This is a genomic window from Paenibacillus sp. Dod16 (genome assembly GCF_049893405.1).
GTDB lineage: Bacteria > Bacillota > Bacilli > Paenibacillales > Paenibacillaceae > Paenibacillus_AQ.
Window position 1 is genome coordinate 1 of sequence record NZ_JBNDYG010000073.1, and the last position, 23969, is coordinate 23969.

Consider the following 23969-nt stretch of genomic DNA (forward strand, 5'->3'; position numbering starts at 1 on the left):
AACAGCAAGTGAGCGAATACATTCTGTTCTACAACCAGAACCGATTCCAGAAAAAATTAAACGACCGTTCCCCGGTAGAATACCGGGAAACGGCCGCAGCTTAAATCATGTCTTTTTTGTACTGTCTACTTGACAGGGTTATGACCAATATGCCGGCTCCTTTATTTTTAGCTGGGTATGGTGTTTGTCGTCAGGGAACAGGGTGCGCCGTATTCACTGTTCCAATGAATGCTCCTGTCTAACAGGAGCGCGGAGAATGGTTTTCATGGAGGAGGAGGCGGCTTTTCGTGGATCGGACAAATAAACCTCATGATGATGCCCGTCCTGTACGTAATGATGCTGTTTCATGTAAGCATACATTTTCGCCAGCGTATCAGGCTCTGTGCTGTAGGGGCCGATATGCATGATTTGGACGCATAGTCCCTCATGGATCGTTTCCAATACCACTTGCTGAATGGGCTCCAGATGATTTTTCTTGGAGAAGGCTTTGTCCCGTGCGGAATCGACGATCTCCGGGGTGACAAACGCCGGCATCCGAATGAGCAGCTTCCAATGCCATTCCTCTTTTGGAACCTCCAAACCATACCGATCCGAGTTAACCCACCATTGCCCTTCAAGTTTAGGAACGGTGAAATCCTGAATCTCCGCCTTGCAATATCCCTTAACGCCATAGGCAACGGTATACAGCGCCTCGGTTGCATTCTCGAAAAGGGAGCTTTCGGGCGCGCCTTGACCTTCGAACGACAGATAGGGCAAGGGATCAAACTGCACGAGCTCGGGGGTGTTCCCGGCTGTATAATAGGTTTTATCGCTTTTGGCCAGATCGAGTTTAGGAAGCGGCATACATGAATCTCTCCTTTTTGGACATGATTTACGCCTATCATAAACCAGCTTCACTGACAGCATAGGAGTCAGTGAAGTTGTTGAAGGATCAGTCCTCGTAATATGCGGCCAGGTCTCGGGCCGTCTCGGAGAGAACAGTTCGCAGCTGCTGCGGCTCAAGTACTTTGACTCCTTTGCCAAAAGAAAGCAGCAGATAAGGCATGTATTGCAGCATCCAATCCGGATGCATACGGAATTCGGCCTCATCGTCATTGCTTCTTGCGACAAGATAAGGCTGTAGGAACCACTGGTTGCATAACGTGTCCAGAACCTCGGAGCGACCTTGAAGGCGAACGGTTACCAACGTCGGTTCCTTCGCCTTCGACTTCGTATTGTGATCCTGATACTCATGAATATGGCTCATATAATCATGTACCGAGAAATGTTCCGGCATTTCAAATGTACGGCCTGTTACGCACAGGCTGTTCATCCGGTCTACCCGGAATACGCGGAGGGCCTCCCGTTGATGGCAATAGGCAATCAAATACCATTTGCCGAGCCGGTAGATCAGCCCATAGGGATCAATATGGCGCTCCTCCACGGAGCCGCTGAAGGACTTCGCATATTGAAGGACCAGGGTTTCGCGTCTGGCAATGGCTTGCTCTAACTCTCGCAATCTGGGGTGAAGCAAGGCACTCTGTGATGGCAGTGGGATGTGAATGCTGCCAACATGACGCCTCAAGTCTTCCAATTGAGATTCCTGAAGCCGGTGCTCAATCTTGGTTAGTGCCTTTTCAAGAGCATCCGTAAACGGATAGTCCGCTTGCCGGGCAAGTAGCGCACTGTGTTCCATGGCTTTAAGCTCGGTTAGTTCGAAGAACAGCGGCACGCTTAAAAAAGAATCGGGCAGCCTGAATCCCCCGCCATGTCCGGATTCGGATATGATAGGGACCCCGCTCATATCCAGCGTGTCGATGTATCGGTAGACCGTTCGGACACTTAGCTCAAGCCTCTCCGCCAATTGCTCGGCCGTCATTTTTTTATGGGATCGAAGCAGCCATAGTATGGATAACAGATAGTCCAGCTTAGCCATGGACAGCACTCGCTTTCTTCATGTTATTTCGGTTATATCCGGCTTAATGAAGCTATTATAACAATCCATGAGGGGGTATGATCAAGCGAATAAAACGGGGACTCCTGGTATAACAAATAACAAAACTTCAATATTGATATTGAATGATGGTTTGTTATAATGTGTTCAACAGAGAGGGGGCGTGAAGATGGGCAGTCGGGCGGACAATGTAAGTCCCGTTTCGGTGCTCATTGAACCTATGTCACATGACCAACCACTAACAAAAGAAGCCATATTGGACGCGGCCGAGCAGACGCTTCGGCGCTATGGTCCTGACAAAACCTCGGTTGTCGATGTTGCCAAGGCGCTTCAAGTCAGCCATGGATCCCTGTATCGGCACTTTCCCAGCAAGGCCGCTCTGAGAGAAGCCGTAACGGAAAGGTGGCTGCAGCGGATTGCGGATCCGTTACAGAAGATTGCAGACGGAACGGAGGGCAGCGCCACCGATCGCTTGCGGTTATGGACGGATACCCTCATCCGGGCCAAACGGGCTTATGTCCTCGAGGATCCCGAGATGTTTGCCATGTATACGACCGTGACGCTGGAAGCCGTCAAGGTAATTGATACGCATGTAAAGTTGTTAATCGGACAGGTTGCCCAGATCATCGATCGAGGGATGCTTACTGGTGAATTTAAGCCGGGCCAGTCGGAGTCGGTGGCAAAAGCCTTTTTCATGGCAACGTCCCTGTTTCATCATCCGGTGCATGCTTCTCAGTGGACCTCGCAGGAGATTGAAGCCGATTTTGACTCGGTGTGGGCCATATTGTTATCCGGAATCGCGAAACAGTAAACGGGCGAGAATCATAGTTAGAGGGAACTAAGCAGGGGTAGAGGCGGCCGTTATGCATTTCCGAACAGCATTTCGGAGCTGGTGCAGCGAGATCACCCATTCCGTTAAAAAGATGCTATTCTTGGCGATTTGCATGGGATAGCGTCTTTTTTGTATATATATATAATTACAAATGACAAAAATATAAAACTGTCACTTGTAATTTGTAATGTGTAGTCATATAATCAAATTACAAAAATGAAGTACAGATCAGAGGATCCATCTGATGAGATATTCGAGCACCTAATTCATATGCGGGAGGTTGTATCATGACAAAGAGTTTATCGGGCAAGGTAGCTATCGTAACGGGAGCATCAAGAGGCATCGGGCGTGAAATTGCGGAGAGACTTGCGGAGAACGGGGCTAAAGTGGTTGTAAACTATGCAAGCAGCCCGGCTAAAGCCGAGGAAGTGGTGACCGCCATTAAGCAAAGCGGCGGCGAAGCCCGGGCCATTCAAGCTGATATTCGTCAGGTAGCAGCGATTGAACGACTGTTTGGTGAAACGATCGAGGCTTATGGCGGTATCGATATTCTCGTGAACAATGCCGGCATCATGACAACCAAGCCGGTTGCTGCCATGACGGAGGAAGATTTCGATCAGCAGTTTGCGATTAATGTGAAGGGGACTTATTTCGCGATCCAGCAGGCTTTTCACCATATGAATTCGGGCGGCCGCATCATCAATTTCTCGACGTCGGTGGTTGGGCAGATGTTCCCGGCGTACAGCGTATATGCAGGCACGAAGGGCGCTGTAGAGCAGTTTACGCGTCAGTTGGCCAAAGAATTCGGACCCAAAGGAATTACAATTAACGCAGTGGCGCCCGGACCGATTAATACGGAGCTCTTTACAGTTGGCAAATCGGAGGAGCAGATCGCGGGTATCGCAAACATGAATGCTTTCGGACGTCTGGGAGAACCGGATGATGTTGCAGGGGCCGTTCTCTTTCTGGCCGGTGAAGAATCGAAATGGATCACAGGCCAAACGATCCGCGTGAACGGCGGTTTTGTGTAATACTCACACCATCAAAATAACGCAAGAACTAAAAGGCACCGGGAGTCCGGTGCCTTTCGTTACGGATACGGTCGATCTGTTGTAGAGGATCCTAAATACGTATCAACCAACATGGAGTATAGACTTCCCTGAATGCGTGGGAAAGATCGCTGTTCTCCGCAAACGCCCCTTAATCCAAGTCCTTCCACTTTAAGTCCAGCGTCGGAGGGGTGTAGCTATCCATGAGCTCGAGCAGCTTGAGCGGGTCATCGGAGATGTTGATCAGGTTTAGGTGGGAGGCATTGGAGAAACCTTCCGTGATACTGTACTGAATCAGCTTCATGAACGGCTCATAATACTCCCGGACATTCAGCAGCCCGATCGGTTTCTGGTGAATTCCGATTTGCGACCAGCACAATACCTCGAACAATTCCTCAAAGGTTCCAAAACCGCCCGGCATGGCGATAAACCCGTCGGACAGCTTCGCCATCGTCGCTTTGCGCTCATGCATATCCGCTACTTCAATGAGCTGGGTCAGCTCGGTATGTACAATCTCGCCTTTAAACAGTCCTCTCGGCATCACCCCGATAACTTCACCGCCATGCCGCAAAACGGCGTTAGCCACTTCACCCATCAATCCGATTTTGGAGCCGCCGTATACGAGCTTGTATTGGTTGTGGGCAATGTGCCGGCCGAGCTCGGCAGCTTTCTCCTTATAATCTGGATGTTCCCCCATGTTCGATCCCGCAAATACACATATGGATTTCAATTCGCACACTCCTTGACAAGATGTTGATATTTCATTCGTGTAATTATACTATATATAGTGATTTGTGTCATGGCGTCGATGAACGATATTGTTAATGATCATCAGATGGCACCTCTTATCTTATGGCATACATGTTAGCATTATCATGAGTTTGTTCTTGAATTGTGTAAAAAGTAAAGGTTCAAGTCATCCCAGGGAATCGCGGAGGTAGCACAAGTATGGATATGAATGAAGCGCAGCAATGGATTAAACAATTTTATGGAGAGCGAGGCTGGACCGAGTACGGCCCCTTTATTCGCGTTGGGTTTTTGATGGAGGAGACAGGGGAAACAGCGCGTGCCGTTCGCGCTTATGAGATCGGCAGGGACCGCCCTGACGAGGAGGTTCAATCCAGGGAACGGCTCAAGCAGGATTTGGTGGAGGAGATCGGCGACGTGCTCGGCAACATTTCACTGTTGGCGGATCTTTATGGGATTTCGCTGGAAGAGGCGTTTACGGCCCATCAGCAGAAGCTGCAGAAGCGGTTTGGTTCTTAAATGAACGAAAGTCGGGTCCTTCCTATCATCAGATGATGACGTGGCGGAGTCATTGAATGGCTGAATGGCAGCATACATAACCGGCTTGATAGCGCATCGCAGGAATTATGGCAGTAGCCAGAAAGCCGAAAGGATACATCCGGGTTTAGAACTGTAAAAAGGCTGCAACCCAGGGTCCAATGGACGTTGGGGTGCAGCCTTATCATATTATATCATCTAATGAGCTTGAATTATGCTAGGATACCAGGACTTTGCGGAATTCCTGCGTCAGCAGCGGAACGATATCGAACAGATCGCCGACGATGCCGTAATCGGCGACCTTGAAGATCGGTGCCTCAGGGTCTTTGTTGATGGCGATAATGACCCGCGATTGGCTCATGCCGGCCAGATGCTGGATGGCGCCGCTAATGCCGCAGGCAATATAGATCTCGGGCGTAACGACTTTGCCGGTCTGCCCGATCTGGAGCGCGTAATCGCAGTAGCCGGCATCACAGGCGCCTCGCGATGCGCCGACGGCACCGCCGAGCAGGTCCGCGAGCTCCTCCAGCGGCTGGAAGCCTTCCGCGCTCTTCACGCCGCGCCCGCCGGAGATGACGATTTTGGCTTCCGAGAGGTCGATTTTTCCCGTGGTTTTGCGGACGACGTCCTTTACCACGGAGCTGAGGGAAGGGGCAGGGTAAGCGATGTCCTCAATGCTGGCGCTCGCGCCTTCGATGGCTTCCGCAGCAGGAATATTGTTCGGACGCACCGTGACCACCCACGGTCCGTTCTGGAAGACGCGCTTCTCAAAGGCTTTACCCGCATAGAGCGGACGAGTGAACACCACTTCTCCACTTTCCGTCTCGATCGCGGTTACGTCGGAAATTTGTCCTGCATTCAGGGAAGCGGCGACGAGCGGTGCTAAATCGCGGCCGATAGCTGTATGTCCGAAAAGTACGGCATCCGGCTTGGCCTGACCGATAACCGCTTCAATGACGGCCATATAAGCTTCAGGATTATAATTTTCCAGATCATCATGCTCAACCGTATAGATCGTATCGGCACCATAGGCGTTCAGGGCCGATACAGCCTCCGTAATGTTGGAGCCCGCAACCAGAATGCGGATGCTGTCACCGTCACCTGCAATCAAGCGAGCCGCGCCAAGCGTTTCGAGAGCAACCTGACGCAGCTTCCCATCCCGGTTCTCGGCATACACTAATATCGTTTTGCTCATATCATAACCTCCTAGGATCCATTTGGGATTGAAGAGAAGAGATTTGACGATTTAACCAACCTGAGCAACTTAAGCGAATTCAGGGGATTTCCTCAGAAGCGCTGCTGCTCGGATTTCGCGGAACGTATCAAGCGAAAAGCGTGCATGACGGACATCCCGTAAACCATACAATCAGAATACATAGGGAATGATGGCGCGGCTCTCCGTCGGGTCCGTGTAACCGCATTCAATAGTACGAGTTAAAGGGGTATATTCGTACATTCAAATACCCGTCATCAGATCACTTTCGACTGGGTGCGGAGCAAGGATACCAGCTCATGCGCCACTTCGGCGGGCTCGCCCTTCAGAATGCGTCCTGCACTTCGCTCCGGCGGCAGGGACAGCTCGCTTTGCTTCGTTGCCGGCTGGATATCGGCTTCCGATAATCCGAGATCATCCAGGGTCAACGTCTGAAATGGCTTTTTCTTAGCCTTCATGATGCCAGGTAGCGATGGATAGCGTGGTTCGTTCAAACCTTGCTGTGCCGTGAAAATCGCCGGGAGCTGAACCTCCAGCACTTCAAGATCGCCTTCGGCATCCCGATGTACTTCAGCCGTGGTACCGTTCAGCGTAAGCTTGGTAATGGAGCCGGCATGTGAAATACCGAGAAGGCTTGCCAGGCGAATGGCCACCTGACCCGAACCGCGGTCAACGGAGAAGTTGCCGCCGAGGATCAGATCCGGGCTTTCCTTGGACAAATACGCGTGCAGCACTTTGGATACCGCATATTCATCGTCCGGAATCCGCTCGTCGGAGATCAGCACGGCATCATCTGCACCCATCGCGAGGGCAGTGCGCAGGGCCTCTGCCGTACGATCCGGCCCGACGGACAAGAGTGTCACGCTGCCGCCGTGGTCATCCCGAAGCTTCACGGCCTCTTCCACCGCATATTCGTCATACGGATTGATGACAAATTTCACCCCATCCTCGGCAATCGATCCGTTCTCAATCGTAATTTTTTCCTCCGTGTCAAAGGTCTGTTTAAGCAATACCACAATCTTCATCGGTTAAACGCTCCCTTCAATATGAATATCAGCGGGACTTATTGTCCGCCGGAAACACCGTTCAGGAAAAAGCTAAGCGTCTCATCCGCCTGATCGGACAGAGAATACTTGCGGCCGGAGATCAGCCAAGAGGTTACCGCTTCGTCCATCGCGCCAAAAATCAGGTTGCGCACCAGCTTGACGTTCAGATCGGAACGGAATTTCTGTTCTTTGATGCCCTGTTCCAGAATATTCTCGATCAGCACAATATATGGCTTCAAAGCGCTGCCGATTTCCTTGCGCAGCTCCAGATCGCTCTGCCGCAGCTCAATCTGCGTGACATAAGCAAGCTCAGGATTGCTCTCCAGCTCCGAAAAATGGATGCTGCACACCGTCCGCAGCGCTTCCACGGCATCCGTGGTTCCTTCCACGCTTTCGTGGAATTTGCCGACCAGCTCGCCAAGCTTTTCCTGGAACAGGCGGATCAGGATATCCTCCTTCCTCTTAAAGTACAAATAGATGGTGCCGTCAGCCACGCCGGCAGCTTTGGCGATCTTGGAAACCTGGGACCGGTGGTAGCCGTTCTCGGCGAATACTTTCAGGGCGCCCTGGAGAATAAGGTGGTATTTTTCATTTTTTTTACTTGTCATATGCTCACCCCGGTGTTAGAATACAGTTAAAATTATGAATGAATACTCATTCATTTCTTGTATCCATCATAAAATACGTTCATGTCGTTGTCAACGATGGGTTACGAAGAAGCGCGAAATGGATGAAGCAGATGGATCAGAGCAGCAGAATAAGGCGTTCATATCAGAGCAATAGACGGCAGTTCAACCGGAAGAAACAAGTCACTGGGTATCCGCAGGCAAGTACAGATGAGAGCGATGTACGGATGAAGAGATGCAGCCAGAAACGATGAAGTTCGGATTAGAATGGTCGGAACGGCACGATGTGGAGGTCTACTTTTGTTCCTCTAATGAAAGCGCTTCATATATATCCCGACATGAACACATGACAAGAGGTTTCGGAAGGAGTGACAGGAGCTTCGCCAAATGGGACGCTGCACCAGACTATGAGAAGAAAGAAGGATTTTTAACGCAAGGGGCTGAGAGAGATGATTCTGACATTAATCAACGCGCTGCTCTTTGTCTTGATCACCGGTTGGGCGGTGTATATGTTCGCCACCGTGGTGTATCGCCGGTACCTGTATATCCGTTTGGGCAAGCCAGCGAATCTGAAGAAGGATCTGAAGGAACGCCTGAGCCAATTCGCCATCCAGGTATTCGGACAGAGCAAGCTGTTTAAGGATCGCAAGAGCGGCATCATGCATTTTATTGTGTTTTACGGATTTATCATTTTGCAGTTCGGTGCGCTCGACATCATCTGGAAGGGATTGTCCGGCCACAGCCTGCCGATTCCGGGGCACGCCGGCTTTATCCTCATGCAGGAGATTACGGTTGCGCTGATCCTGCTCGCTATCGGTTATGCGGCCTATCGCCGCTATGGCGAGAAGCTGAAACGGCTCAAGCGGGGCTGGAAGCCAAGCATTGTCGTGTTTTTCATCACCACGCTGATGGCTTCGGTGCTGCTGACGATGGCTTTTGAACGGCTCATGGAAGGACTGGCGTGGTCGGCCATGGCACCGATCTCCTCCAGCATTGCGGCCGTGTTTGCCTGGATGCCGCCGGTGGCGGTTACGGTTTGCTATTACGCGTTCTGGTGGCTGCATCTGTTGATTCTGCTATCGTTCCTTATCTATGTGCCGCAATCGAAGCATTTTCACCTCATTACGGCGCCGATCAACATTCTGGTCCGCCGTACCGATCCCCCGAGCAAGCTCAGCAAGCTGGACCTGGAGGATGAAGAGGCCGAGGCATTCGGGGTAGGCAAGATTGAGGATTTTACGCAGAAGCAGATGCTCGATTTCTATGCCTGCGTCGAATGTGGAAGATGCACCAACGTATGCCCGGCCTCGAATACAGGTAAGCTGCTGTCGCCGATGCACATGATTGTGAAGTTAAGGGATCATCTCACGGAAAAAGGGGCTGCGCTCACCTCCAAATCAGCATGGATGCCAGCCTCTGTGTTTGGATCACCCGGCGTTCACTCCATGGGCGCAACGGATCTGGCCCTTGTCGGCTGGAAGGGCGAGGGCATTACCGATATCGGCCCGACGATGGAGGTGCAGAAGCGCTCCTGGCATCAGGTTGAGGGCGTCGACCCGAAGGACATTCAATTGATCGGCGGCGTCATGACGGAAGAAGAGATTTGGGCGTGCACGACCTGCCGCAACTGCGAGGATCAGTGTCCGGTCGCGAATGAGCACGTCGACAAAATCGTGGATCTCCGGCGTCATCTTGTTCTGATGGAGGGCAGCGTTCCGCAGGAAGGCCAGCGCGCCATGCAAAACATCGAGCGACAAGGCAACCCTTGGGGAATCAGCCGTGCAGACCGGAGCAAATGGGTGAAGGAGGTCGATCCGGAAGGGACATTGGATCTGAAGATTCCGACCGTAAAGGAAAATCCGGATTTCGACGTGCTGTTCTTTGTCGGCTCCATGGGCTCTTACGACAATCGCAGCCGCAAGATCACCAAGGCCTTTGTCCGGCTTATGAATGAAGCGGGCGTCAACTTCGCCATTCTCGGCAACGAGGAGAAGAATTCGGGCGATACGCCGCGCCGGATGGGCAATGAATTTCTGTTCCAGCAGCTGTGCATGGAGAACATCGAGACATTCCAGAAGTACGATGTGAAACGAATCGTGACGGCTTGTCCGCATACCTTCAATATTTTGAAGAATGAGTATCCGGAATTTGGGCTTGAAGCCGAGGTGATTCATCATACGGAGCTGCTGGACCAGCTGGTGAAGGAAGGGCGTCTTAAGCCCAAATACCGGGTTCAGGAGAAAATCACCTATCATGACTCCTGCTACCTGGGACGGTATAACGACGTGTATGATCAGCCGCGCAGCGTGCTTCGCGCCATTCCTGGCGTCGAGCTCCTGGAGATGGAGCGAAATCGCGAGAACGGGATGTGCTGCGGCGCCGGCGGCGGGCAGATGTGGATGGAGGAGGATGCGGGCAAGCGCGTGAATCTGGCGCGTACCGAGCAGGCGCTGGCTGTATCTCCGACGATGATCAGTTCAGCCTGTCCGTTCTGCCTGACGATGCTGGAGGACGGCACGAAGCTGAAGGAAGTGGAAGAAAGCGTAAAAACGCGAGATATCGCGGAAATCCTGGAGTTATCCGTATTCGGTCTATCCGAAATCCATGAACAGGAGGTCGTTGTGCAATGAGCAATACCATTACCAAGGAATCCGTCAGCGGTTCCGGTGTCGCAAGTCGAAACATAACCAAAGCCGCCGTGATCGGCTCTGGCGTCATGGGGTCGGGGATCGCCGCCCATCTCGCCAATGCCGGCATTCCCTGCCTGCTGCTCGACATCGTTCCGAAATCCTTAACCGCCGAAGAGGAAAAAGCCGGATTGTCGCTGGATCATCCGAAGGTACGAAACCGGCTTGCGGCCAAAGCCATTGCGGCTCTGCCCAAATCAAGCACAGCTCCGCTGTATAGCGCCGATTTTGTGGGCCGGATCACCCCAGGCAATACCGAGGATCATCTGAGCCAGCTGAAGGACGTGGACTGGATCATTGAGGTGGTCACGGAGCGCCTGGAAATCAAGAAAAGCATCTTCAAGCAGATTGAGGGCGTGCGCAAGGAAGGATCAATCGTCAGCACGAATACCTCCGGCATTTCCGTTAATGCGATGGTCGAGGACTGCAGCGAGGAATTCCGCAGCCACTTCCTGGGAACCCATTTCTTCAATCCGCCGCGTCATATGAAGCTGCTGGAGATTATCCCGGGCTTTGATACGGATCCGGACATTACAAAGTTTATGGTTGATTTCTGCACGAAGCGCCTTGGTAAAGGGGTTGTGCTTGCGAAGGATACGCCGAATTTCATCTCGAACCGGATCGGCACCTACGGTCTCCTCGTCACATTGCAGGAGATGGTGAAAAACAGCTATACCGTGGAGGAAGTGGATGCGGCCACGGGACCCGTTCTGGGGCGTCCGAAGAGCGCCACCTTCCGTACCCTGGATTTGGTCGGCATCGATACCTTTGTTCATGTGGCCAGAAACGTGTACGACTCCGTGCCGGACGGGAACGAGAAGGACGTGTTCACGGTTCCCGATGTCATGAATGAGCTTGTCACCCGCGGCTGGATCGGTGAGAAGGGCGGCCAGGGATTCTATAAAAAAGTAAAGAGCGAGCAAGGCAGCAAAATTTTATCGCTCAACCTGTCCACGATGGAGTACAATCCGAGCGCCAAAGTGAGCTCCGCTTCCATCGAAGCCGCCAAAGCGGTGAAGGGAGCCAAGCGGAAGATCAAGGCATTCCTCGGTACGCAGGACCGTTACTCTGAACTGGCTTGGAATGTATTGAAGCAAGTGCTTGTCTATGCGGCCGACAAGCTGGGAGAGATCGCCGATTCCATTCAGGACATCGACAACGCGATGAAATGGGGCTTCAACTGGGAGCTCGGTCCATTCGAGACCTGGGATCTAATCGGACTGCCGGAATCCGTGCAGCGCATGGAAGCAGAAGGCATGACCGTGCCGGCTTGGGTGAAGGATTGGATTGCCGCCGGGAACAAGTTCTTCTATCAGCAGAAGGACGGCGAGGTGTTCCATTATTTCAAAGGCGAGTATAAGGGCGTAGAGGTTCAGCCTGAGCTGATCTCGCTGCAAGCGCTCAAATCGCAAAACCGGATCATCCGTTCGAACACGGGGGCGAATCTGATCGATATTGGGGATGGTGTTGCGTGCCTTGAATTCACTTCCCCGAACAATGCGATCGGCGCCGATATTCTGGTCATGATTCAGCAGAGCGTGGAAGAGGTCAGGGCCAATTACCGCGGGCTGGTGCTGGCGAACGAAGGCCGCAACTTCTGCGTCGGCGCCAACCTGATGCTTATGCTGATGGAAGCGCAGAGCGGCGATTGGGATGAGGTGGATGACATCATCCGTCTGTTCCAAGGCAGCATGATGAAGCTGAAGGGGCTAGAGAAGCCGGTTGTGGCTGCGCCTCACCGGATGACGCTGGGCGGCGGCGTGGAAGCGTGCCTGCCGGCTGACCGGATCATTTTCTCGGCGGAGACCTATTTCGGTCTCGTAGAAACGGGGGTCGGCCTCATTCCGGCAGGCGGCGGCTGCAAGGAGCTGGCGCTCATGACCAGCAACCGTCATCCCGATAAGGAGAGCGACCTCCAGCCGGAGATTAACAAAATCTTCGAGATGGTGGCGATGGCGAAGGCATCGACCAGCGGACATGAAGCAATCCGCATGGGTTATGGGCGCAGCGGGGATACGGTGGTCATGAATCAGGATTACCGGATCTATGAAGCGAAGCAGGCGGTACTTGCGATGGACCGGGCAGGCTATGTTCCGCCGCAGCCGGGCAAAGCCCGCGTGGTCGGCCGCGACGGCCGGGCCGTGCTCCAGATGGGCGCCATCGACATGAAGCGCAGCGGTTATATCAGTGATCACGATCTGTTGATCGCGAAGAAGCTGGCGCACATCCTGACGGGTGGCGATGTTCCCGCGGGAACCGTGGTGAGCGAGCAGCATCTGCTCGACCTGGAGCGGGAAGCGTTCCTCAGCCTGCTCGGCGAGGTCAAAACCCAGCAGCGCATGCAGCATATGCTGGCGAAAGGCAAGCCGCTGCGGAATTAGGGGCGATGAGTGCTTTAGAGCCAAGAAGTTCGCTATCAATCGCAACGTTCGATTCGCCAAATAGACGCTGCATACAGTACATGGTGGCAGGTTGTCCATGCTGGCGAAGCTTGATGATGGCAGCTCTTTAATCAGTTCTACCTGTTACGAATTCATTTCACGGCCGATTAGCGGCCCGCGCAATTATAAACGGTATTGGATCCAACCATTTCAAGTTGATGAGGTGAATGGCATGAGAGAAGCAGTCATAGTATCCCTTGCCCGCACTCCGGTGGGGAAGGCGAAGAAGGGCAGTTTTGCTCAGACGCGCGTGGAGGATCTCGGCAAAGCCGTACTGGAAGCCGTCATTGAGCGTGCACCGGGCCTGAAAAAAGAGGACGTTGAGGATATCATCCTCGGCTGCGCGATGCCGGAAGGCGAGCAAGGCCTGAATGTCGCGCGGATTATCTCGCTATATGCGGGATATCCCGTAACGGTACCCGCGCTGACCGTTAATCGCTTTTGCTCCTCGGGGCTTCAGGCAATCGCGTTCGCGGCAGAGCGCATTATGCTCGGTCATGCCGAGGTCATCGTCGCTGGCGGTGTCGAGAGCATGAGCCATGTGCCGATGACCGGCTTCAAGCCGGCGCCGCATCCGACGATCGTGGAAGAGATGTCGGAGGTGTACATCGGCATGGGGCATACCGCGGAAGAGGTGGCCCGCCGCTTCGGCATTACCCGCGAGGCGCAGGATGCCTTTGCGGCCAGCAGTCACCGCAAGGCCGCGGCGGCCATCGCGGAAGGCAAGTTCCGGGATGAGATCGTACCGGTGAACGTATCGCTGGCTGCGGCCGATGAGCAGGGCAAGGTGCGTAGCAAAACCTTTGCCTTCGATACGGATGAAGGGGTCCGGCCGGACACGACCCCGGATGTGCTGGCCAAACTGAAGCCAGCCTTTGCCCTTGGCGGCTCGGTTACCGCGGGCAATGCGTCGCAGACGAGTGACGGCGCGGCGGCGGTAGCCGTTATGAGCCGCGAGAAAGCGGAGCAGCTGGGCCTTACCCCGCTGGCTACCTTCAAATCGTTTGCCCTGGCAGGCGTAGAGCCGGAGATTATGGGCGTCGGCCCCGTTGAAGCGATCCCGAAGGCGCTGCGCATGGCGGGCATCGAGCTGGATCAGGTCGATGTGTTCGAGATTAACGAAGCGTTCGCTTCGCAATGCCTCCACATCATCCGCGCGCTGGGTATCGACGAGAGCAAGGTCAACGTCAATGGCGGCGCCATTGCGCTCGGCCATCCGCTCGGCTGCACCGGCGCGAAACTGACCGTCAGCCTCGTCTCCGAGCTGGCCCGCCGCGGCGGCGGCTACGGCGTCGTGAGCATGTGCATCGGCGGCGGCATGGGCGCCGCGGGGGTGTTCGAGGTGCACGCAGCCGGGGCGTAAGGAGTAGGTGGTGCAGAGTTTCGCTACCTTCCAAGCGCCTGAAGGGATATGGGGGCGGGATTTACGCAGCTGTTTAGTTTATGGTTTGAATTTCATTAGCTCAACAATGCTTCTGATTGTATTCGATAAACGATATCTAGGTAATCGATATCAAGTGCACTGATCTTTTAATGATGCATGACCAGCCTATTCACTCTGAAATGTAGTCTTAGTGCGGTGTCCGCTCCGTACATGGACCGGACACCGCACCACTCACTCCAACCACAGGGGAGTGCAATAATAGCCGGTCGTAGGGGTTTGAACTTAGGGGATTCACTAGTGTGCTCTAGCCCAGCGGAGAGAGCGGAATTGTACTGGAGAAACGAAGTGGTCGCCTTTGAGTTTGGATTTCTACTATGGATAGATTCATTCCCGGAAATCCAAACTCAACAGCGATCGGAAGTACAATCCGCACGCGGAGCGGACATTTTTGCACCTCCCTTAAGCATTACTGCATCTAGGGGTCAATCCAACAGATACCAACATAACACCAAGGCAGTCTTTGCACTCCAATATTCCACATTCCGAAAGGGGAAACCAATCATGAGCGATAACCAAACCAAAGAACCGAAAATCAAAGGCGGCAGCTTTGTCATCGATAATACCGATAAACAGCGCATCCTGACACCGGAGGATTTCACGGAAGAGCACCGCATGATCGGCGAGACGGTGCGTGATTTTATTGACGGGGAAGTCGTGCCGCATGATGAAGAGCTGGAGAAGCTGAATTACGAGATGACCGTAGATCTGCTTCGCAAGGCAGGCGAGCTGGGCCTGCTCGGGGCCGATGTGCCGGAGCCGTTCGGCGGGATCGGGCTGGATAAGGTCAGCTCTACAATAATTAATGAAGCGTTGGCGAAGGGATCGTCCTTCGCGCTTTCCTTCGGGGCTCATGTGGGGATCGGTACGCTGCCGATCGTGTTCTTCGGCACGACCGAGCAGAAGCAGAAGTACCTGCCGGATCTGTCGACCGGCGCGAAAATCGCGGCTTATTGCTTGACGGAGCCGACCTCCGGCTCGGATGCGCTGGGTGCCAAAACGACGGCACGCTTGTCGGATGACGGTGACTATTATATTTTGAACGGATCGAAGCTATATATAACTAACGCCGGATTTGCGGATATCTTTATCGTCTACGCCAAGATTGACGGGGAGCACTTCACCGCGTTCATTGTCGAGAAGGAGATGGAGGGCTTCACGCTCGGTCCGGAGGAGAAGAAGATGGGCATCAAGGGCTCGTCGACGCGTCCGCTCTTTTTCGAAGACGTCAAGGTGCCGAAGGAGAACCTGCTCGGCGAGATCGGCAAAGGCCACCGGATTGCCTTTAACATCCTGAACATCGGCAGGTATAAATTGGCAGCCGGTACGGTCGGTGCGGCGAAGGAATCGATCGAGCTGAGCGCGAAATATGCTAACACCCGTAAACAGTTTGATACGCCTATCTCGCAGTTCCCGCTCATGCGCAAGAAGCTGGCCGAGATGAACATCACCACCTTCGTGATGGAGAGTATGGTTTACCGGACGGCAGGATTGCTGGACGAAGCGATGCAGGACATCGATTACAACAGCGAGGATGCCGGAATCCACTCGGCTGCGGCGATCTCTGACTATGCCATCGAATGCTCGATCAACAAGGTGTTCTGTTCGGAAGGACTCGATAACGTGGCAGACGAGGCGGTACAGATTCACGGGGGCTATGGATATATCCAAGAGTACAAAGTGGAACGCATCTATCGGGACTCCCGCATCAACCGTATCTTTGAAGGCACGAACGAGATCAACCGGCTCCTGATTCCGGGCACGCTCGTGAAGAAGGCCATGAAGGGTGAGATCGCGCTCCTGCAAAAAGCACAAGGTCTCCAAGGAGAGCTGCTGCAGCTGGTACCTGGCCAAACCTTCGAGGGCACACTGGAACAGGAAGCGCACCTCCTTGAAATGAGCAAGAAGATTTTCCTCCTTGCAGGCGGTATGGCGGTACAGAAGTTCGGCACGAAGCTGGAGAAAGAGCAGGAGGCCTTGTCCAATCTGGCGGATATGATGATTGATATTTATGCTCTCGAGAGTGCGCTGCTGCGTACCCGCAAGCAAATCGAACGCACCTCCGAGGAAAAAGCAGCCAGCATGATCGAGATGACGCAGGTGTTTGCATACGAGGCGTTCCAGCGCATCGAAGCACTCGCGAAAGAGACGCTAGCCTCAGTGGAAACCGGGGATATGCTGCGGATGCAGCTGTCGGTGCTCAAGAAACTGACGCGTTGCACGCCGGTCGATACGGTGGCCCTCAAGCGCAGCATCGCAGCCCGCGTGGTCAAGAACGAGCGGTACACGGTGTAACACGCGTCAACGCCAATACGATGCGTAAGTAACCGCAAAAGAGAGAGATTTTTCTTGGAGTAGGAAAGAAGGAGCATTCCTTAGGAAAGGGTTGGTTTTGTATGGATACAAAGCCTTGGCTGCCGTTTTATCCGCCCGAAGTAGCCCCCGCTTTTGATTATCCGAAACAGAATTTGGCATCATTTCTCGTGACGTCGGCACAGAAGTTTCCGAATCGGCCGGCCATGTATTTCATGGGCAAGACGATCAACTATAGAAGTCTGCTGGAGTCGTCCTATCGTATGGCGAACGCGCTCCGCAGCAAAGGAATTAAGAAGGGCGACCGGGTAGCGATCATGCTGCCCAACTGCCCGCAGGTGGTGATCTCGTATTATGGCGTGCTGCTGGCCGGAGCCGTTGCCGTCATGACCAACCCGCTCTATATGGAGCGGGAAATTGCGCATCAGATGAAGGATTCCGGTGCCAAGATCATCATTACCATGGATATGTTWGTTTCCCGCGTTGAAAAAGTCATCGAGGAGACGGAACTGGAGCATATGATCGTCACATCCGTGGCGGATTATCTGCCATTCCCCAAGAATCACCTTTACCCGATCAAGGCCAAGAAGGAGGGCCCTCTTCCGGTCGTCAATTATGGGAGCCGCGTCCATGCCTTCAAAAAGCTGCTTGCGAACTCACCGAATGACCCGATCTGCGAACCCGTGAAGGCAGAGAAGGATCTTGCCCTGCTCCAGTATACGGGTGGTACGACGGGTGTTCCTAAAGGAGTCATGCTGACGCATATGAATCTGATCGCCAACACCTTGCAGTCCGCGAACTGGTGTTTTCAGGTGGAGGATGGGAAGGAGCGCTATTTAGCGGTTTTGCCCTGTTTTCACGTGTTCGGACTGACCGTGCTGCTGAACCAGGCCATCTACCGTGCCGGCATGCTGATATTGGTACCGAAATTCGAAGTGACGATGATTCTGAACCTGATCAAAAAAATGAAGCCGACGCTCTTCCCGGGCGCGCCGACCATGTATATCGCACTGATTAATCATCCCAAGATCAGGGAATATGACCTCTCTTCGATTAATGCTTGCGTCAGCGGCTCTGCCGGGCTTCCGGTTGAGGTGCAGGATAAGTTCGAGGAGCTGACCAAAGGACGGCTGATCGAAGGCTATGGCCTGACTGAAGCTTCCCCGGTTACTCATGTGAATCCGATCTGGGGAAGGCGCAAAATCGGCACTATCGGCGTACCTGTTCCGGATACGGATGCTAAGGTGGTCGATCCCGATACGGGCGAAGAAATGCCCATCGGGGAGCCTGGCGAGTTAATTGTAAAAGGACCGCAGGTGATGATGGGGTACTGGAACCGGCCGGAGGAGACGTTCGACACGCTGCGAAACGGCTGGTTGTTCACAGGGGATATGGCAACGATGGACGAAGAGGGGTATTTTACGATCATCGACCGCAAGAAGGATATGATCATTGCAAGCGGTTTCAATATTTACCCTCGGGAGATCGAGGAAGTGCTGTATGAGCATCCTTCCGTCAAGGAAGCCGTCGTTGTCGGAACGAAGGACGATTATCGCGGCGAAACCGTTAGAGCTTATATCGTGCTGAAGGATGGCGCGTCTCCGGACCCTTCGGGCCTTGAGAAGTTTTGCCGCAGTCAGCTGGCCGCCTATAAGGTGCCGCGCGAGTACGTGTTCCGCGATTCGCTGCCGAAGACGATGGTAGGCAAGGTGCTGCGCCGCAAACTGCTGGAGGAGGAAGAGGAAGGCAGAACGGGCTGAAGCGCAGAATAGCGGAGCAGGCACGTTAAGTGATTCATGTTATCCCGCTGGAATGGATACAGTACTAACGACGTCATAAGAAAAAAGGAGGCGGCCTGATGAATCATACCAATGCCAATCCGGATACGAAGGCCGGACAGCCGGAATTCGACCGGGAGGCGTACATTGAGGCCATGACCCGAGCGGCGGAGCCCACCTTCTGGGGATATCTCGGCTGCAAGCTTGCGTCTGCCAGTTCAGAGGCGGTTGTTGTGACGCTGAATGCCCAGCCTCATCATATGAATATGATGGGCATCGTGCATGGCGGCGTACTCTCCTCATTGATGGATAACGCCATGGGCATTGCCGTCATGCTGGAGCGCCCCGGCGAATCCACGGTGACGAGCAATCTGAACGTGCATTTTGTCATGCCGGCCAGAGCGGGTCTCCTTACCGTAACGGCAAGCATCGTGCATCAGACGCACCGTTCGGTCACAACAGAATGCAGAATTGCGAACGAGAATGGCGAGCTTGTGGCGATCAGCACAGGATCCTTCCGAGTGAAATAAAGCAGCCTTGGCTGCTATGAAACAGGTGGTCTGCCAACGCTGGAGGGGCAGGCCATTTGTTTTTTGGCGAGCGAATCATGGTGTGGCCGGATATGGAGTGTCAGTCCATACCGCCAATCGACGATGTTAGGCGACTTCCAACCGGCTGGCCGAGCAGATTTTTTGTTGGGATTGTTCCCCGCACTTCTTGTCAGGCCATTAAAGCTGTGGTACAATAAAAATGCTGTTTTTCATGTAGAATCTAGAATGTCTCTTCAGATCATAAATTTAGATGTTTACATACGTAGGAGGTGGAAGTCATGGTTGTATTTTTTGAAGTGTTGCTTGTTATTTTCTCCATCGGGTTGATTACTGTCGTTCTTCTCCAAAAAGGGAAAAGCGCAGGTCTTGCCGGTGCCATCTCCGGCGGTGCGGAACATCTTTTTGGTAAAACAAAGGCTCGCGGTATGGATCTCGTACTGCAGCGTACAACGGTAGGTCTTGCAACAGGATTTATGATTTTGGCCATCGTTGTTGCTATGTTGAAATAACAATTAACGTTACCCTCGCTTTTTCACTCTTGGAAGAGCGGGGGTTTTTTATTGCCTGAATTTCGGAATACATAGGTTAAGACGGTGTTCGGAAGGATACCGAGGATTAAATTCGTGTATACTAGGGTATGAGTATATGAAGGTAAAGAATGGATAGCGGAACGATGAAATTGCAGGTTCCCCGAGGTGATAATGATGATAACTGAAGAAATATTACTGAATTTTATGCGGGAAACTGCATACAAGCCGATGACGTACCAGGAATTGGAGCAGCATTTTGCCATTAAGGATGCCCATGAATTCAGGGAATTCTTGAAGCTGCTGAATGAGCTTGAGCAATCCGGAAAAATCATTCTGACCAGCACCCAGCGATATGGCGTGCCGGAACGGATGAATTTGCTGCGCGGACGACTGCAGGCTCATGCGAAGGGTTTTGCCTTTCTGATTCCTGATGATCGCGAGCACCCGGATGTGTACATTCATGCCAATGACTTGAAGAGTGCGATGAATGGAGATATCGTGCTTATCCGGATCAGTTCCCAAAGCAGCGACGGCGGCAAAATGGAAGGCGAAGTGGTCCGTATCGTGACGCGCGCCGTCACCCAAGTCGTGGGTGTATTCCAGAACCATGAAGCCTATGGCTTCGTGCTGCCGGATGACAAGCGGATCAACCGGGATATTTTTATTCCGAAGCATGCGATTAACGGAGCCGTTGATGGCGTGAAGGTCGTGGTGAAGCTGGTCAGCTATCCGGAAGGAAGAGCGGCGGCAGAGGGCGAAGTGGTGGAGATTCTGGGTCACAAGGACGATCCGGGCGTCGATATCCTGTCCATTATCCGCAAGCATCAGCTGCCAGAAGGCTTTCCGGAGGAAGTTCTGGCCGAGGCAGATGCAGCGCCGGATGCCATTACGGAAGAAGAGATTGTACAGCAGGGACGCCGGGATCTGCGCGGCTTGAACATTGTGACGATTGACGGCGAAGATGCCAAGGATCTTGATGATGCGGTGAATGTGGAACGTCTGCCGAACGGGAATTACCGTTTGGGCGTTCATATTGCCGATGTCAGTTATTATGTCCGTGACCGCTCCGAGCTGGATAAGGAAGCTTACAATCGCGGCTGCAGTGTGTATTTGGTGGATCGGGTTATTCCGATGCTGCCGCACCGTCTGTCCAACGGCATATGCAGTTTGAATCCGCAGGTGGATCGTCTGACGATGTCCTGTGAGATGGAATTCAACGAGCAGATGAAAGTCGTGAAGCACGATATTTTCACGAGTGTTATTCGCACAAAAGAACGGATGACGTATAACAATGTACGTAAAATCCTGGTGGACGAGGATCCGGAGCTGATCGAGCGTTACAGTGACCTCGTGGAGGATTTCCGCTTGATGCGCGAGCTGGCGCTGAAGCTGCGGAACCGCCGGATGCGCCGGGGCGCGGTGGATTTTGATTTTGTGGAATCCAAAGTCATCGTGGATGAGAACGGCAAACCCGTGGATATCGTTAAAAGAGAACGCTCCATCGCGGAGCAGATCATTGAGGAATTCATGCTGGCGGCCAACGAAACCGTGGCTGAGCATTTCCACTGGCTGAAAGTACCGTTCATCTACCGGATCCATGAGGACCCAGATCAGGAGAAGCTGCAGAACTTTATGGCGTTCGCGGCCAATTTCGGGCATCAGGTGAAGGGACGGGGCAACTCGATCCATCCGCGTGCGCTGCAAAACCTGCTGGAAGCCATTCAAGGCACGAAGGAGCAAACGGTGCTCAGCACCATGATGCTCCGTTCGATGAAGCAGGCGAAATATGACGCGGAGAGCACGGGTCACTTCGGCCTTGCTGCGGAATATTATTCTCACTTTACGTCTCCGATTCGGCGCTACCCCGATCTGGTCATTCACCGGGTCATCCGGGAAGTGCTGGAGAATGGCGGCGCGCTCGATGAGAAGCGTCATGAGGTGCTGGCGGGCCGGATGGCTGATATCGCTCAGCAATCCTCGGAGCGCGAGCGTGTGGCCGTGGATGCGGAGCGCGATACGGAAGCGCTCAAGAAAGCCGAGTTCATGCTGGATAAAGTCGGCGAAGAGTTCGAAGGCATTATCAGCAGCGTGACCAGCTTCGGTATGTTTATTGAGCTGGAGAACACGGTCGAAGGCTTGATTCGCCTCAGCGCGATGACCGACGATTATTATCATTTCGATGAGGGCCATATGGCGCTGATCGGGGAGCGGACCTCGAAGGTATACCGCATCGGTGATGATGTGAAGGTTCGCGTGGCGAAGGTGAACATGGACGATCACACCATCGATTTTGAGATGGTGGATATGAAGCCGCGCCGCCAAGGGCGCGGCGAAGGCGACCGCGGCGGCAATGGCGGCCGCGGATTTGGTGCCCGCGACGGCGCAGCCCGCGGGGGTAAGGGCCGCGGCGGTAAGCGCGGCGCGGCTGAAGGCGGCGCGCCAGGCGGACGCCGCAAGGACAGCGCCGGCGGCCAGGGTGGCCGCGGCGATGCCCCGCCGAGCGGGCGTGGTGCGCGCGGTGGCGGTGAAGCAGCTGCTGGAGCTGGCGAGCAGCAGGCGTCGAACTTCGCCTTTGGCTCCGGCAAAGGCGGCTATAGCTCCGCCAGCGGCGGCGCCCTCGGCTTTGACCGCAACGCGCGCTCTGGTGGTGCCGGCGGCAAGGGTCGACGCAAGAAGACGGCGGGCAGCGGCATTTTCATCGGCGAAGGTCCAACACCAGGCGGCAATGCTGGTGGCAACTCCGGTGGCGGCGGTGGCCGCAAACGGAAGAGCAAGGGCGGAAACGGCACGGCCGCTTTTGTCCGCAAGAAGAAAAAGTAACATTCTCCTCCTGATCTGTCACTGGAGGCGCTTGCCCCACCTTGCTTTTGGAGGCTGACGTTTGATACAATGGACTTCTGGTGAGATTGCATTGGCGGTCTGCCGGAAGTCCTTTTTCCATTATCATTGTTGATGACAAGGGGTGAGACCATGGGTAAGAAAAGTGACGGGAAGGTTCTGGCCCAGAACAAAAAAGCTTCCCATGATTACTTCATCGAGGATACGTATGAAGCCGGGATGGTGCTGACCGGAACGGAGATCAAATCCATACGGAACGGCCGCGTCAATATCGGAGATGCATTCGCAACCATTCGGAATGGCGAGATCCATATCCATAACATGCATATCAGCCCGTTCGAGCAGGGGAACCGCAACAACCCAACGGATCCTACGCGGACACGGAAGCTGCTGCTGCACAAGGAGCAGATCCGCAAGCTGCTGGGCCTGTCCAAGCAGGACGGTTACGCGATCGTACCGCTGAAGATCTACGTTCGTAACGGCTATGCCAAGTTATTGCTGGGCCTCGGTAAAGGTAAGCGTCAGTACGACAAGCGTGCCGATGCCGCTAAGAAGGATGCACAACGCGATATCCAGCGTGCGCTGCGCGAGAAGCAGAAGATCGCAAGGTGATGGAGCAGCTTGCCCGATGGCAGCTTTTAGCTGTGTTACCTGCAATGTATATATCATTTTGATGTAAAATGTGATATACTAAGTGATGTAAGAGAGATCAATAAGATCTTTGACAATCAGCATACAGTTGGCGCATTCTCCTTTCTTGGAGGGAAAGAGTCTGCGGCATAGATCGACTGCTATGGCTGAATATTCTTGATTTAATCCGATAGCCCTTTTTGGCAGGAACGCCAAGGTGCAAAACACCGGCATTTCTCCAACTTAAGGGGGCGTTTTTGGATTCGACGGGGATAGTTCGGGCATGAGTAGCGGGTAGTGGGGACGCGTCCACTTCATCAACGCTAAAGCCAATTAAACGGCAAACAACAAAACAACTACGCTTTCGCAGCTTAATAACCTGTGAGCGTGCTCTCGCTCTGTATCGCCCATGTACCGGGATGAGGGCTCAACTTTAGTGGGATACGCTGTCTAGTCTCCGCCTGGGGCTAGCTGAAGAAGACAATCAGGCTGACCTGAAGGGAATCCGGTGACAGGGAGTTCCTAGGGTGACATCAAATCTGTCACTACACCCGTAGAAGCTTGTGTTGTCGTTATCTTCGGACAGGGGTTCGACTCCCCTCGCCTCCATACATAAAAACCACAACCGCATTGAACTGCACCCCAATTGTTAGACACCATCTAACATTGGAGGTGCAGTTTTTTCTATGGCTAATTTTAGTTCGGACGAAAAATTACAAGCAGTTATGCGTTATCAAAATGGATCAGAAAGCATGAAATCGATTGCGAAATCACTAG

Annotated in this window: 19 protein-coding genes and 1 other RNA gene; 14 read left to right on the forward strand and 6 right to left on the reverse strand. The window is 53.5% G+C overall.

Annotation, left to right across the window (positions count from 1 at the left end; all coding sequences use genetic code 11):
- The first annotated feature begins 8 nt into the window (after positions 1 to 8).
- The gene (locus ACPV3A_RS35085) at positions 9 to 104 is read left to right on the forward strand and encodes an IS3 family transposase (protein WP_426204487.1); all 96 of its coding nucleotides are present in this window, start codon (positions 9 to 11) and stop codon (positions 102 to 104) included.
- Positions 105 to 213: 109 nt separating this feature from the next.
- Here ACPV3A_RS35085 and ACPV3A_RS35090 read toward each other — a convergent pair whose 3' ends face one another.
- Together ACPV3A_RS35090 and ACPV3A_RS35095 are read right to left on the reverse strand one after the other, a co-directional pair.
- A complete protein-coding gene (locus ACPV3A_RS35090; protein ID WP_194540444.1) occupies positions 214 to 843 on the reverse strand; it encodes a GyrI-like domain-containing protein in 630 nt (209 codons plus the stop codon).
- Between the two features lie 88 nt (positions 844 to 931).
- The gene (locus ACPV3A_RS35095) at positions 932 to 1915 is read right to left on the reverse strand and encodes a helix-turn-helix transcriptional regulator (protein ID WP_426204461.1); all 984 of its coding nucleotides are present in this window, start codon (positions 1913 to 1915) and stop codon (positions 932 to 934) included.
- Between the two features lie 187 nt (positions 1916 to 2102).
- Between ACPV3A_RS35095 and ACPV3A_RS35100 the strand changes: the two genes are divergently transcribed.
- Together ACPV3A_RS35100 and ACPV3A_RS35105 are read left to right on the forward strand one after the other, a co-directional pair.
- Positions 2103 to 2744: a TetR family transcriptional regulator gene (locus ACPV3A_RS35100; protein ID WP_233354710.1), complete on the forward strand. Its 642-nt coding sequence runs from the start codon at positions 2103 to 2105 to the stop codon at positions 2742 to 2744.
- Between the two features lie 308 nt (positions 2745 to 3052).
- Positions 3053 to 3796 carry an SDR family oxidoreductase gene (locus tag ACPV3A_RS35105; protein ID WP_426204463.1) on the forward strand — a complete coding sequence of 248 codons (744 nt, stop codon included), beginning with the start codon at positions 3053 to 3055 and terminating at the stop codon, positions 3794 to 3796.
- Positions 3797 to 3965: 169 nt separating this feature from the next.
- Here the strand turns inward: ACPV3A_RS35105 and ACPV3A_RS35110 are convergent, their stop codons facing one another.
- Positions 3966 to 4544: a TIGR00730 family Rossman fold protein gene (locus ACPV3A_RS35110; RefSeq protein WP_426204465.1), complete on the reverse strand. Its 579-nt coding sequence runs from the start codon at positions 4542 to 4544 to the stop codon at positions 3966 to 3968.
- A gap of 218 nt (positions 4545 to 4762) precedes the next feature.
- Between ACPV3A_RS35110 and ACPV3A_RS35115 the strand changes: the two genes are divergently transcribed.
- Positions 4763 to 5080, forward strand: coding sequence for a MazG nucleotide pyrophosphohydrolase domain-containing protein (locus ACPV3A_RS35115; RefSeq protein WP_426204467.1), 318 nt, complete (start codon positions 4763 to 4765; stop codon positions 5078 to 5080).
- Between the two features lie 235 nt (positions 5081 to 5315).
- Here ACPV3A_RS35115 and ACPV3A_RS35120 read toward each other — a convergent pair whose 3' ends face one another.
- The 3 genes from ACPV3A_RS35120 to ACPV3A_RS35130 all read right to left on the reverse strand — a co-directional run bounded on the left by ACPV3A_RS35120 (position 5316) and on the right by ACPV3A_RS35130 (position 7965).
- Positions 5316 to 6293: an electron transfer flavoprotein subunit alpha/FixB family protein gene (locus tag ACPV3A_RS35120; RefSeq protein WP_426204469.1), complete on the reverse strand. Its 978-nt coding sequence runs from the start codon at positions 6291 to 6293 to the stop codon at positions 5316 to 5318.
- Between the two features lie 275 nt (positions 6294 to 6568).
- Positions 6569 to 7336 (reverse strand): electron transfer flavoprotein subunit beta/FixA family protein, encoded by a 768-nt coding sequence (locus ACPV3A_RS35125; protein WP_076322611.1) that lies wholly within the window; start codon positions 7334 to 7336, stop codon positions 6569 to 6571.
- Positions 7337 to 7374: 38 nt separating this feature from the next.
- On the reverse strand, positions 7375 to 7965 hold the full coding sequence (locus tag ACPV3A_RS35130) for a TetR/AcrR family transcriptional regulator (protein ID WP_100539665.1): 591 nt from the start codon (positions 7963 to 7965) through the stop codon (positions 7375 to 7377).
- Positions 7966 to 8432: 467 nt separating this feature from the next.
- Here ACPV3A_RS35130 and ACPV3A_RS35135 point away from each other — a divergent pair, with 467 nt between their 5' ends.
- From ACPV3A_RS35135 to ssrA, 10 genes are all read left to right on the forward strand, one after another.
- Positions 8433 to 10613, forward strand: a complete 2181-nt coding sequence (locus tag ACPV3A_RS35135; RefSeq protein WP_426204472.1) for a heterodisulfide reductase-related iron-sulfur binding cluster — start codon at positions 8433 to 8435, stop codon at positions 10611 to 10613.
- Positions 10610 to 13051 (forward strand): 3-hydroxyacyl-CoA dehydrogenase NAD-binding domain-containing protein, encoded by a 2442-nt coding sequence (locus ACPV3A_RS35140; RefSeq protein ID WP_426204474.1) that lies wholly within the window; start codon positions 10610 to 10612, stop codon positions 13049 to 13051. The genes ACPV3A_RS35135 and ACPV3A_RS35140 overlap by 4 nt, the downstream gene beginning before the upstream one ends.
- A 232-nt stretch (positions 13052 to 13283) precedes the next feature.
- Complete coding sequence (locus ACPV3A_RS35145; RefSeq protein WP_194540452.1) at positions 13284 to 14474, forward strand: acetyl-CoA C-acyltransferase; 1191 nt, start codon at positions 13284 to 13286, stop codon at positions 14472 to 14474.
- Between the two features lie 582 nt (positions 14475 to 15056).
- Complete coding sequence (locus ACPV3A_RS35150) at positions 15057 to 16847, forward strand: acyl-CoA dehydrogenase family protein (protein WP_426204477.1); 1791 nt, start codon at positions 15057 to 15059, stop codon at positions 16845 to 16847.
- Positions 16848 to 16948: 101 nt separating this feature from the next.
- Entirely contained in the window at positions 16949 to 18625 is a 1677-nt protein-coding gene (locus ACPV3A_RS35155; protein ID WP_426204479.1) for a long-chain-fatty-acid--CoA ligase, read from the forward strand.
- Positions 18626 to 18723: 98 nt separating this feature from the next.
- Positions 18724 to 19173 (forward strand): PaaI family thioesterase, encoded by a 450-nt coding sequence (locus ACPV3A_RS35160; protein ID WP_426204481.1) that lies wholly within the window; start codon positions 18724 to 18726, stop codon positions 19171 to 19173.
- A 299-nt stretch (positions 19174 to 19472) separates the two neighbouring features.
- Entirely contained in the window at positions 19473 to 19703 is a 231-nt protein-coding gene (secG, locus tag ACPV3A_RS35165) for a preprotein translocase subunit SecG (protein WP_194540456.1), read from the forward strand.
- A 195-nt stretch (positions 19704 to 19898) separates the two neighbouring features.
- Positions 19899 to 22544 carry a ribonuclease R gene (gene rnr, locus ACPV3A_RS35170; protein ID WP_426204484.1) on the forward strand — a complete coding sequence of 882 codons (2646 nt, stop codon included), beginning with the start codon at positions 19899 to 19901 and terminating at the stop codon, positions 22542 to 22544.
- A 150-nt stretch (positions 22545 to 22694) separates the two neighbouring features.
- The gene (smpB, locus tag ACPV3A_RS35175) at positions 22695 to 23174 is read left to right on the forward strand and encodes an SsrA-binding protein SmpB (protein ID WP_071219562.1); all 480 of its coding nucleotides are present in this window, start codon (positions 22695 to 22697) and stop codon (positions 23172 to 23174) included.
- A gap of 265 nt (positions 23175 to 23439) precedes the next feature.
- Positions 23440 to 23804, forward strand: a transfer-messenger RNA (tmRNA) gene (gene ssrA / locus ACPV3A_RS35180).
- Positions 23805 to 23969 lie beyond the last annotated feature (165 nt).